The following is a 12129-nucleotide window of genomic DNA, read 5'->3' on the forward strand; positions in this document are numbered from 1 at the left end:
TACTTTCTGAAATGCTGTGGACGCAATCGGCGTCCGCGCGGAGCCTAGGGAGACCGTCCGGGTGATGCCTTGGGTGAGGCCGGGGCCTTGGCCACGACGACCATCGCGGGCCGTAAAAGCCGCCCGTTCAGCATCCAGCCCGAAGAGAGAACCTTGATGATGGTTCCCGGCGATACGGCACTGCTTTCCTGCTCAATCATCGCCTGATGGAGATGCGGGTCGAAGACGGTCCCGAGGGCTTCCTCACGCGTCACACCATGGCGCTTGAGCAAGGTGAGGAAGTTGCGTTCGCTTTCGGCGAAGCCGTCGCGCAGACTACCGTCGATTGAGGGTTCGCCCGCACGCGCGGGCGGCAGACTATCCAGACCACGCCGGAGGTTCTCGACTCCTTCGACGACGTCGGCTGCGAATTTCTGCACCGCATATTGGCGGGCATCCTCGACGTCCCGCCGGGCACGGTTGCGCACATTCGCGATCTCAGCTTCAGCCCGCATCCAGCGATCACGCAGATCAGCGACTTCGTCGGTCGTGTCGGGAATGATGTCACTCATGCCGCTGTCGCGATTCGTGCCGGATAATCCGTGTAGCCATGGGCACCGCCGCCATACCAAAGAGACTGGTCGGTAAAGGGCGTGAGCGGGCTTCCTGACTGCAGCCGTTCCACCAGATCGGGATTGGTGATGAAGGCCCGCCCGAAGGCGATCAGATCGGCCCTGCCGGAGGCGAGTGCTGCCACGGCAAGCTTCAGATCATAGCCGTTATTGGCCATGTAAAGTCCGTGGAACATGGATTTCAGCGCCGCATAATCGAAGGCGATATTGTCACGCGGACCCTGCGTCGCGCCTTCGATGATGTGCATATAGCCGAGCTTCAGATGAGCGATGCCGGCGACGACATGTTCATACAGCGCCTGGGCATCATCGGCCGCGCCCGCCATATCGTTGGCCGGGCTGACGGGGGAGAGGCGAATACCGACGCGGTCCGCACCCCAAACCTGGGTCACCGCCCTGGTCACCTCCAGCGTCAGCCGCGCCCGGTTCTCGATGCTGCCACCGTAACTATCCGTGCGCAGATTGGTCTTGCTGCGCATGAATTGCTCAAGGAGATAGCCGTTGGCGGCATGCACTTCGACGCCGTCGAAGCCAGCGGTCTTGGCGCTTTCGGCGGCGTGGACATAGTCCGCAATCAGTCCTGGTATTTCACTTGTTTCCAGGGCGCGCGGTGTCACCAAATCGGCGAAGCCGGTTTCGGTATAGGCCTGGCCGATCGGCTTGACGGCAGATGGCGCCACCGGCAATCCGCCGCCTGGCTGGAGAGAGGGATGACTGATACGGCCGACATGCCAAAGCTGGCAGAAGATGCGACCGCCTGCGTGATGCACGGCATCTGTCACGGACCGCCACCCATAGATTTGCGCCTGCGTATAGATGCCAGGGGTGAAAGCGTAACCCTTGCCCTGCCGCGTGATATTCGTGGCTTCGCTGATGATAAGACCCGCACTGGCACGCTGTGCGTAATACTCGGCATTCAACGGCCCGGGAATGCCATGCTTGCCGGCGCGACTGCGGGTCAATGGCGCCATCGCGATACGATTTCGCAAGATGAGATCGCCCAGATCAATGGGGGAAAACAAAGTGCTTTGGGTGATCATGGGCATCTCTCCATAGGTCCGGCCAAGTTGGAGTCGTCCCCCATCTCACCTGTGATCTATGATTACTGGCCGCGCCCTGGGGATGACAGCATCGGAAACTACCTATGCTGTCATCGCCAAGAGTGCTGAGGCGGCACCGGAAACGATCGGCGCCTGTTTGTCAGATGCCCAAACGATTAAGCGATGAAACGGACCACGCCGCCGTCCACGCGCAAAGCAGCGCCGGTTGTGGCCGATGCCTGCTCCGAGCAGACATAGACGATCATATTGGCGACTTCGTCGGTCGTTGCGAAGCGTTGGATGAGGGAGGTGGGACGCAGCGCCTTCAGGAAGCCCAGTTCGGCTTCTTCCTGCGTGATTGCCTGTGCTTCAGCCTGCTTCGCCATGAAGTCGCCCAGGATCTCCGACCGGGTGGGCCCCGGCAGGACGGCGTTTACCGTGACGCCTGTACCGGCCACAGCCTCGGCAAGTCCGCGCGAGACCGCGAGTTGCGCGGTCTTCGTCATACCGTAGTCGATCATCTCCTTTGGGGTATTGACCGCGGACTCGCTGCTGACGAACACGACGCGTCCCCAACCCTGCGCCACCATGCGCGGCAGGTAATAGCGGCTTGCGCGCACGCCGCTCATGACGTTCAGCTGGAACAGGCTAAGCCAGTCCTCGTCCGGGATCTTCGCGATGTCGGCAATGCCGGTGTAGTCGCGGAGGTAAGCCGTGCCAACATTGTTCACAAGGATATCGGCGTCGGGTGCCTGGGCGATCAAGGCGTCTGCGCCGGACGCCGTCGAAAGGTCGGCGGCGATGCCCGAGATATCGACCTGCGGAAAGGCCTGCCGCATCTGCTGCACCGCCTCACTGACCCGGATATCGCCGCGGCCGTTGATAACAACTGAAGCGCCGGCACGGGCGAGCCCCTCTGCCGTGGCCCGGCCGATACCGGCCGTGGAGCCGGTAACGATCGCCTTGCGGCCGGTCAGGTCGATATTCATGTCATGCATCTCCGATTGTGGACGCCTCAGGCGATCAATGCGCTTTTCCAGGCTTCAGGACAAAGACGTCAGGCTGACGTCTTCGTGACCTCTGCCTCCGCTGCACGGACGAAGCTCTCTGACGGGTTCTGGACGTAACTTCTCCTGCTTCGATGCCCCAATCCATGATGACCGGTTGACGGCCCGATACCATTATCACCGTATAAAACGATGCATAGTAGTATATTAACAGAAACAATCGCGCAAATAGTTGACCAACGAAAAAATTACGTACAATCTGCTCCGTCTATTGTCCGAAGGCTTGGCTATGACGACGTTTGGTCCGTTGCCGACAGCTAATCAGGCTGAGGGGTGTTGCGCGTCCGATTGACGTGGCTCCCTGTGGATGTAACCCGTTCGGCATGGGTCTCCGGTTTTTCATTGAAACGATTGAGTCCCAATCATGACGCGCCCCATTCGATTCAACGCCTTCGATATGAACTGCGTGGGACATCAATCCCCCGGCCTATGGGCGCATCCGCGTGACCGGTCCTGGCAGTATAAGGATCTGGAATACTGGACCGATGTCGCGCAGATACTGGAGCGCGGTATATTCGATGGGATCTTTGTTGCGGATGTCATTGGCTATTATGACGTCTATCAGGGCAGCGCCTGGCATGCCATCCATCAGGCGGCGCAGATCCCAGTCAACGACCCCATTCAGCTTGTCTCAGCGATGTCTCTGGTGACCAAGCATCTGGGCTTCGGCATCACGGCCTCCACCGGTTTCGAGCACCCATACCCCTTTGCACGCCGGCTGGCGACCGCCGACCATCATTCCAAGGGTCGCCTGGGCTGGAATATCGTCACCTCCTATCTGGAAAGTGGGGCGCGCAACACCGGCACAGACGGGCTGCCCCAGCACAATAACCGCTATGACGTGGCCGATGAATATCTTGAAGTGATCTACAAGCTTTTGGAAGGCAGCTGGGAGGAGGGGGCAGTGGTGCGGGATCGCGAGCGCCGCGTCTTCACCGACCCCGCCAAGGTGCATGAGATCAAGCACCAGGGCAAATATTTCACGGTGCCGGGCTACCACCTGTCAGAACCTTCGCCGCAGCGCACCCCGGTTCTGTATCAGGCGGGGGCCTCCGGCCGCGGCCGCGATTTCGCTGCCCGCCATGCCGAATGCGTTTTCGTGGGCGCGCCGACGAAAACGGTGCTGCGCAATTACGTGGCCGATGTGCGCCAGCGCGCCGCCCAGAATGGCCGCGATCCGCGCAAGGTCTATATCTACAATCTGCTGACCATCATCCTGGGTGAGACGGACGAGGCCGCGGAGGCCAAGTTCAAAGACTACACAAGCTATATCAGTTACGACGGCTCGCTGGTCTTCATGTCAGGCTGGACGGGCATTGATTTCGGCCAATATGCGCCGACCGATCTGGTCCGCAAGGTCGAGACCAATGCCATTATTTCCGCCGTCGATGCTCTGGCGGAAGGCGACCCTGACAAGCGCTGGACCATCGATGAACTGGCCGCCTGGGGCGGCATCGGCGGACTGGGTCCGGTAATTGTCGGCTCACCCTCCCGGGTTGCCGATATTCTGCAGGAATGGGTCGCGGAAACCGATGTCGATGGTTTCAATCTCGCCTATGCGGTGACGCCGGACAGTTTCGAGGACGTGGTCAACCTGCTGGTGCCGGAGCTGCAGCGCCGCGGCGTCTATCCCACCGCTTATAAGGAAGGGACGCTGCGCGAAAAGCTGTTCGGCGACGGCGATCTTCTGCCGGACATACATCCCGGTGCCTCCTACCGTGACCTGAAGGCGGTGCATGCGCGGGAAGCGGCGGCACAGCAAGCCAGTGCCGCGGATTGAGAGCCGAACAGGGAGGGATCGCCTGGCGGCGATCTCTCTCTCCCAACGTGCGGGGCGCTAGGGGCATCGCGCAGCGCTATAGCGTCGAGGCGGCTTCGACAAAGCGGGCGTCAGGCTCGACACGATAGGCGTTGACGATGCGGTTGGTATTATTGGCCATGCCGATGACGGCAATCAGCTCCTCCCGCATTTCCTTCGTCAGCCCCGCTTTGCGGGCGGCGGCGGTATGCGAGACGGTACAATATTCGCAGCCATTGGTGATAGAGACGGCGAGGTAGATGAGTTCCTTCGTCAGCGGATCAAGCGCGCCCGGCGCCATGATCTCCTTCAGATCAGTCCAGGTGCGTTGCAGCGCCTTCGGATCGTTGGCAAGGATCTTCCAGAAATTGTTGATGTAGTCTGTGCTGCGCGTCTGTTTGATATCTTCATAGACGGCGCGGACTTCGGGCGAAGCATCTGCTTCTTCGATGAATTGGCCGAGCGGCATGATCTGATCCTATCCGGTGATGTTAGTGAACGGCGGCATACATGATACGCTCTTCATCAACCGCGGCGGGCGAGAATTCCTCGACGCAGCGGCCTTGGCGGAAGACCAGAATGCGGTCCGAGAGGTTCATGATTTCCGGCAGGTAGGAGGAAATCACGATCACCGCCAGGCCCTGATCGGCGAGGTCATGGATCAACTGATGAATTTCGGCGATGGCCCCGACATCCACACCCCGCGTCGGCTCATCGAAAATGATCACGCGCGGTTGCTGCACCAGCCCCTTGCCGATGACGACCTTCTGCTGATTGCCGCCCGATAGTTCAACGACACGCTCATTGCTTTTCAGCGCGCGGATATTGAGCTGCTGACGCCAAGTGTCGGCCAGTACCCGCATCTCCTTCATGCTGACGAAAGGACCGTGTCTGAGGCCGCGGGCGAGATAGCCGGCATAGAGATTTTCGGCCACCGACTTGGTTTCAAAGAAGCCTTCGATCTTGCGGTCTTCGGTGACATAGACGATGCCGTCGAGTACCGCCTGGCGCGGCACGCGATAGCGGATGGGACGCCCGTCATATTCGACCACGCCGCCGCGCACGAAATCGCGCTTAGAGATGCCGGCAATGATTTTCGCGGTTTCGGTGCGGCCCGACCCTATCAGACCAAAAATACCCGTCACCTGGCCATAGAAGACCGAGAAGGCATTGTTGCGGACGATATTGCCCATCGACAGGTCCTGGATGCTCAGCGCCTTGTCCCCGGCGGGCCGCAGCGCGACCTCCCCGCCCTGGCGCCGGTAGAGCGTGCCGGACAGGGTGCGGCCGACCATGGCCGCGATGATACGCTCGCGCGTGAAAGTGCCGGTTGTGTCGGTCACCACCAATTCACCGTCGCGCAGGATGGTAATGCGATCGGAAATCTGCAGCGCTTCCTCCAGCGCGTGGCTGATGAAGACAATCGCCACGTCGCGCGCCTTGAGCCGGCGGAGGAGGGCGAAGAAATAGCGCTTCTCCTCGGGCGTCAGCGTCGCGGTCGGTTCATCGAAGATGATGACGCGGGCACGCAGCCGCACCGCGCGCGCAATCTCCACCATCTGGCGTTTAGCAGCACCCAGCGAGGAGACGAGCGCGCCGGGATCGACCGTAAAATTGAGCGATTGCAGGAATTGCTGGGCGCTCACCTGAATACCGCGCAACCGGCTGAGGAAGGGCTCGTCGCCGAGGTAGAGATTCTGCGCCACCGTCATGGACGGCACCAGGCTGGTCTCCTGAAAGACCATGGCGATGCCGGCCTTCAACGCCTCGGAGGGGGAGCGGAACGCGACCGCGCGGCCGTCATAGGTGATGCTGCCGCTATCAGCCGGCACGGCGCCGGCCATGATTTTCATCAGCGTCGATTTGCCGGCGCCATTCTCGCCCACCAGGGCATGGATCTCCCCAGCCTGCAGGGTGAAGTCTACCTGCTTGAGGGCTGCCGCACCGCGATAGCTTTTGGTCACGGCCTGCATGGTGACAAGAGCGGTCATAGCGTCACCACAAGATTGCTGCCCTGTACGGCGGCGATGAGACGACCGTTATGCTCAGCCACCCCCGTGACACCGTGGCGATTGCCATTCGCGCGGCTATGGGCGCTGCCGATCGGCTGCCAGCGCGGATCGAGCCGCGCCACCAGCCCGTAGGAGCGCGTCGGCGCCCAGGGCTTGTGAATGCCCATCACCCGCACCCCACCGCATTGCAGCGGCTCCATGAAGCTTTGGCGGGCGGTGAGGCTGGGCGCGATCCAGAAGCGCGGATCGATCTCATCCATCATGGCCTGGCGATAATCATCCTCGCGCAACACGAATTCGACCAGCCGGTTGCGGGGGGCGGCAATGGCAAGCCAGGCGCCCCCATCGGCGGCGGGCGCGATGCGGGCCGGGTAGCCGGGCAGGCCTGACAGCACGGGTTTGAGGGCGCCTCCGTCCAGCGGCAGGCGCAGCAGCCGGTGACGCCCGGTTTCGGAGACGAGCAGCGCATCGCCACCCGGCAAGGGCATAAGTCCCCAGGGGAAGGCCAGACCCTGCGCCAGGCGCCGTGCTGGCGCGCCGGAAAGAGTGAGCAGCCAGACCGAGCCGTGGCGGTTATGCGCCATTATGGCCCGCGTCCAATCGGAGGGGCGCAGCCCTTGGCCGCCATCGCTGACCGCGAGACGGTCATCGTCGATAAAGGCAAGGGCGGTCGGGCAGGCGAGGCCGGCCGGGCGGGCGATTTCGGTTGCCTCGCCCTCCGACCAGAGAAACAGCTTTCCGTCTTCCAGCCCCACCGCGAAGCCGCCCTGCGGTCGCGTGGCAAGGCAGGCGACGCGGCTCTCGAACTGCGCGACGTCTGTTTTCTGTCCATGGGTGATCGCGACAACACGCTCCCCGCTGCTGCAGAGCAGCTCTCCCTGTGTGACGGCGAGGTCATCGGGCGCCGGCAGGCCACACAGCACCGCGGCCTCATCCAGATCGCTATTGGGGTGGAAGGCGCCATCCAGCGGCGGGATGGTGATGGCCCGGCCGCGGATGATATCGATCCAGCTCATCCGGCATCCCCCCAATAGGAGCGCATGCCCGTCCAATGCGGATCGGCACCGTCCAGCCGGTAGCGGCCGATGCGGTTATTGAGAATGCCGCCGACATAGAGCGAGCCCTTATGCTCGCGCATCGACGTCACCATCGGGTGGCTATGGCCGCCGAGATTGCCCAAGACATCGGTGATGCGGCCGGATTCGTCGAACTTCACGACGCCGCCGGTATTGATATTGGGAAACAGCCAATCATCCTGCGGCAGGCGGCGCGTCATGCGGCGGCGCATGCCGGGCTTGCGTAAGGCGAGATCGTAGGAGGGCGTGCGCATGCCGAGCCAGGCCATCCAATAGCCGCCATCGGAGGCGCGGTTGATATTATCCGGGTAACCCGGCATGGCGGGGATGACGCATTCCAGCCTGCCGGCCTTGGGTCCGTCGAACCAGTAGCGATGCACGCGGCAGACCCAGGATTCTGCCAGGAAGAGCGATTGCCCATCGTGGGCCATGCAGACGCCGTTGAGGTAGCTCATGCCACGCAGCACAGTGCGGGTGCGGCCGGTGCGCGGATCGTAGACCAGCAGTCGACCTGTGGGCCGGCTTTCGACACTGTCGAGCGCCCAGTCATGCGCGTCATAGCGCGTCGTGGAATCGGTGAAGAAGATGCGGCCATCGGGGGCAATGTCGCAATCATTGGGGTCACGCAGGCGCGAATCATCGATAATAGAGAAGGGGGAGCGGTTGGTTTCCGCCGAGAGCCGCGTCACTTCTCTGTCCCGCGAGACCGAGTAGAGACCCATGGCGCCAACGCAGATTGTGAGCACGCCGTCACGGTCGAAAGCGAGGCCAAGCGGGAAGCCGCCGGTATGGGCATAGACTTCTGAGCGGGTGTGATCGGGGCCGAAGAAGCGCACCACCTCACCATTGCGGGTGCCGCAATAAAGATTGTCGTCCTCATCGAGGATGACGTCTTCCGGCCCCTCGATCTCGCCCAGGCCGATGAAGTCCGTGCCCGCCAGCTTGTCATTCAGGGCAAGGGGTGAGTCCGTACCGGGCTCGGCAGAGGGGGTTGCAGGCAGCGCGGTATAGACCGGCGCGACATAGACCTTGGCCAGAACCTTGGAGCGGTTCTTGAGCCAGCGCACATCGAGCAGCACGGCACCGGCGAGGACAACGCCAAGCACCATTTGGGTCGCCCCGCTCGGCAGACCCATGCGGATGAGGCCATTGGTGAGGATGAGTACGATGACGGCGCCCATAACCCCCTTGGCGATGGAGCCGCGGCCGCCGCCCAGGCTGTTGCCGCCGACAACGCCTGCCGTCAGCGCCAGGATCTCAAGACCTGCGCCAGTGCCGGGCCCGACGCCGCTGAGACGCGCGCCGATCAGGAAGCCGGCGAGGCCGCAGCAGAGACCTGACAGCACATAGGTCATGAAGACCGTATGGCGGACGGAAATGCCGGCATTGAAGGCGGAGCGGCGCGAGCCGCCGACCGCCAGAACATGCCAGCCGGGACGCGAGCGGCTGATGAAGACATGCGCGATGACAGCGACAGCAATAGCGACCAGCAGGCTGATGGGCAGGCCCGCGAGGCTGCCATCGCCGATAAAGTCCCAGGCCGGTGTCTCGACATCCGACAGCTGAATCTGTGCGGCAAAATTGACGATGAGAATATCGTAGGCTGCGCGCAGGATGATGAAGGTGACAAGTGTGGTGAGGAAGGCGCGCAGCCGCAGATAGCCGATGAGCAATCCATTGAGCACGCCGCAGAGCCCACCGATGGCGAGTGCGGCGAGCAGCGCGAGCCAGATCGGGCCGTTTAGAATATAGGTGACGGATACAGCGCCGAGAGCCGCGAGCGCGAAGCTGGCGCCGACGCTGAGATCGATACCGCCGCCCAGCATGACGATGGTGAGACCGGTGACGACGATCGCGAATTCGCCCAACTGGCGGGAGGCGTCCGCGAGGCTGGTCAGGGTGAAGAACCCCGGGATGACGGAGCCCACGCCTGCCACCGTCGCGACCAGGAACAGGAAGGGGATGGCATTGTCGGCCCAACGCTTGGACAGCACCTCGCCGATGACGTGATCGGGGATGAGGGCGTAGCGCAGCCGCGCCAGATTTTCGGAAACTTTCATGCGGATAAAAGTCAGATCCGGGTGCCACCATCAGCGTGATGGTGGCACCGGCAGACCTATTTGCCTTTCGCGAAGTCTTTCAGGTTCCAGCAGGTGCCGGGCTTGAGGTCGGCCCGGGTGGTGATGTGCTCCGGCGTATAGAGCCAAGTCTTCACGCTGCCCGGCTTGATGCCGCTCTGCAGCAGGACCTTGATGACGGTCGTGACATCGCGCGACTGGTTGGGCACGTCGGTTGCGACCAGCGCATCGATGACGCCGTTCTGCAGCAGGTTGCAATCCGCCTGCTCACCGCCGCCCGTGGTCGCCAGCGTGATCTTGCCGGTTTTACCGGCGGCGCGAATGGCCGCCGCCGTGCCCTGTGCCGTCGCATCCCAGAAATCGACGATGCCGCAGACATTGGGATGCTGCTGGATCAGCGTGGTGGCGACCGAGCGCGCCGTGCTCGCATCCCAGTTGGAATCCGGCTGGGCGACGATCTTGAAATCGGGATGCTGCTTCAGAACGTCCTGAATGCCGGCATATTGATCGAGGCTGGACGCATTGACCTGATCACCCTGAATCAGGCCGATTTCCTTCGAGGAGTTCGGGCCGCAGCCATTGATGACGGCCTGGGCTTCCAGCGCGCCAAGCTTGGTCCAATCGCTGCCGACGAAGGCTTCGGTCGCGTAGTTGCTCGGGTTGTCGACCTGGATCACATAGGTGCCGGCTTCCTGCGCGCGGCGATAGAGCTTGGAATAGCTCTGCAGATCAGGCGTCTGCACGATGATGACGGAGGCCTTGGCGCCGATGGCCTCGGTGATGGCCTGGGCGCCGGCTTCAACATTCCAGTTCGGATCACGGACTTCAAACTTGCCGCCCGCGGCTTTCACCGCGTCACCGATGTAATGGGCCCAGCCCTGCGCCAGATCCTCGCCCATGGACATCGGCACGAGGACGACGGTCTTGTCCTTCAGCGCGGCCTCATAGGCGGCCGGGCCTGGATCGTTTCGAGCGAAGGCCGGCGCCGTCGATGCGAGGCAGACCGCAGCGGTTAGCCCAAGAAGGTGTTTTAACGCACTCATGACCGGGTTCCTGTGATTTCTTGTTTTAAATATCGCCCTGCTGATCGGTCTGCTCATCGCGGGGATTCATCACACCATCCACGATGAGCGCCGCCAGAAGTACCGTGGCTTTGATCAGATTCTGGTAGAGATCGCTGATATCGAGGATCGTCATGCCGTTGAGCAGAATCCCGATCAGAAGCGTGCCAAGAATGATATTGCGCACTCCGCCGCGCCCGCCCGACAGGCCGATTCCGCCGATGACGACGACGAGAATGACGTCGTAGAGCAGGGAAGAATTGACGATGCGGGTATTCATCGATCGGATGCCGGCCGCCATGATCAAGCCGGCCAGAAAGGCGGTCAGCGCCGAGACGACATATTGCAGGACAATGATGGGCCGCGTCGGCAGGCCGCTATTGCGCGCGGCGGTGAGATTATCGCCGATCAGATAGATATAGCGACCATATTTGGTGAAGCGCAGGCAGAAAAAGCCCACGACCAGAAGGGCTGCAAAAATCAGGACTTCGATCGGCAGCGTGCCGATGCGCAGATTGCCGAAGGCCATGAAGCCCGTCTGATTATCGGGGACGTAGATGACGTCCTGTGTGAGGAACTGCGACCGCCCGAGGCCGTAGATGAAGGTGCCGGTGGCAAGAGTCGCGAAGATCGCCGGCATTTCCGCATAGGCAATCAGCACGCCATTGAGGATGCCGACGGCGATCACGCCGGCAAGTGTGATCAGCAGTGCAAGGGCGAAAGGGTAGGATTGTCCGAGAAGGTTGAGAAAGACCGCGACTGAGATGGCAAGAATCGCGACCATCGACAGGTCTATGCCGCGGCCGATCACAACCACCGCCATGCCGATGGCGAGCAGGCCGAGGAGGGCGACGCTGCGCAGCAAAGCGACCAGGTTCGCCGCGCTGATGAAATTATGCAGCGACAGGGAAAAGACCAGGAAGGTCAGAACCGTCAGGCCAAGCACGATGTCTTCTTGCCGTCGGCGCTTCAGGAATCCAAACGGCATTACGAAGACCCAGCATTCCCACATAAGAACGTAAAAAAGCGTATATTTTTATATAACGCTATATTTTTTGGTAGTTACTCGATAATCTACGTCTTCGCAAGGGGCTTGTTCCGGGCATGGGAGAACCGGGATATAGCCAGTCCGGCGGGATAGCCGGCCATGACATCGGCGCGTTTTTCGCCATTCGCCCGCTTGTTCATCGGCCGGTCAGCCAGGCCCTTTTTCTCATCCCCGTGAGGCTATTGCGGCCCTGGGCCGGGATGCTTGAGCGCTCGGGATAATACCTATTGAATAACGCTAAACAAAATATTGCGCGATAAAGAATGTGTGTTTATGAAATGGGCAAGGTCACACTCAAAAAAAGCCATAAGGGCAGTCACAATGAGCATCACCTCGCC

Annotated in this window: 10 protein-coding genes; 1 reads left to right on the plus strand and 9 read right to left on the minus strand. The window is 61.5% G+C overall.

Features of this window, described 5'->3' with window-relative positions; translation table 11 throughout:
* Window positions 1-44: 44 nt before the first annotated feature.
* From AC3G7M_RS06705 to AC3G7M_RS06715, 3 genes are all read right to left on the minus strand, one after another.
* Window positions 45-551 carry a nucleotide exchange factor GrpE gene (locus AC3G7M_RS06705; RefSeq protein WP_489214998.1) on the minus strand — a complete coding sequence of 169 codons (507 nt, stop codon included), beginning with the start codon at window positions 549-551 and terminating at the stop codon, window positions 45-47.
* Complete coding sequence (locus AC3G7M_RS06710; RefSeq protein ID WP_489215000.1) at window positions 548-1651, minus strand: alkene reductase; 1104 nt, start codon at window positions 1649-1651, stop codon at window positions 548-550. Before AC3G7M_RS06710 ends, AC3G7M_RS06705 begins: the two co-directional genes overlap by 4 nt.
* 176 nt (window positions 1652-1827) lie before the next feature.
* Window positions 1828-2640, minus strand: coding sequence for an SDR family NAD(P)-dependent oxidoreductase (locus tag AC3G7M_RS06715; protein ID WP_489215002.1), 813 nt, complete (start codon window positions 2638-2640; stop codon window positions 1828-1830).
* A 442-nt stretch (window positions 2641-3082) separates the two neighbouring features.
* On the opposite strand from AC3G7M_RS06715, the gene AC3G7M_RS06720 reads away from it, so the two are divergent.
* Entirely contained in the window at window positions 3083-4498 is a 1416-nt protein-coding gene (locus AC3G7M_RS06720) for an LLM class flavin-dependent oxidoreductase (RefSeq protein ID WP_489215003.1), read from the plus strand.
* A gap of 76 nt (window positions 4499-4574) precedes the next feature.
* Here the strand turns inward: AC3G7M_RS06720 and AC3G7M_RS06725 are convergent, their stop codons facing one another.
* The 6 genes from AC3G7M_RS06725 to AC3G7M_RS06750 are packed head-to-tail and all read right to left on the minus strand — an operon-like array spanning window position 4575 to window position 11689.
* Entirely contained in the window at window positions 4575-4985 is a 411-nt protein-coding gene (locus AC3G7M_RS06725) for a carboxymuconolactone decarboxylase family protein (protein WP_489215005.1), read from the minus strand.
* A gap of 22 nt (window positions 4986-5007) precedes the next feature.
* On the minus strand, window positions 5008-6507 hold the full coding sequence (locus AC3G7M_RS06730; protein WP_489215007.1) for a sugar ABC transporter ATP-binding protein: 1500 nt from the start codon (window positions 6505-6507) through the stop codon (window positions 5008-5010).
* Window positions 6504-7544, minus strand: a complete 1041-nt coding sequence (locus tag AC3G7M_RS06735; RefSeq protein ID WP_489215009.1) for an SMP-30/gluconolactonase/LRE family protein — start codon at window positions 7542-7544, stop codon at window positions 6504-6506. The genes AC3G7M_RS06730 and AC3G7M_RS06735 overlap by 4 nt, the downstream gene beginning before the upstream one ends.
* A complete protein-coding gene (locus AC3G7M_RS06740) occupies window positions 7541-9664 on the minus strand; it encodes an ABC transporter permease (RefSeq protein ID WP_489215010.1) in 2124 nt (707 codons plus the stop codon). Before AC3G7M_RS06740 ends, AC3G7M_RS06735 begins: the two co-directional genes overlap by 4 nt.
* A gap of 56 nt (window positions 9665-9720) precedes the next feature.
* Window positions 9721-10725 (minus strand): sugar ABC transporter substrate-binding protein, encoded by a 1005-nt coding sequence (locus tag AC3G7M_RS06745; protein ID WP_489215012.1) that lies wholly within the window; start codon window positions 10723-10725, stop codon window positions 9721-9723.
* A gap of 25 nt (window positions 10726-10750) precedes the next feature.
* Complete coding sequence (locus AC3G7M_RS06750; RefSeq protein ID WP_489215014.1) at window positions 10751-11689, minus strand: ABC transporter permease; 939 nt, start codon at window positions 11687-11689, stop codon at window positions 10751-10753.
* Between the last annotated feature and the right edge of the window lie 440 nt (window positions 11690-12129).

Source organism: Acidisoma sibiricum (assembly GCF_057837225.1).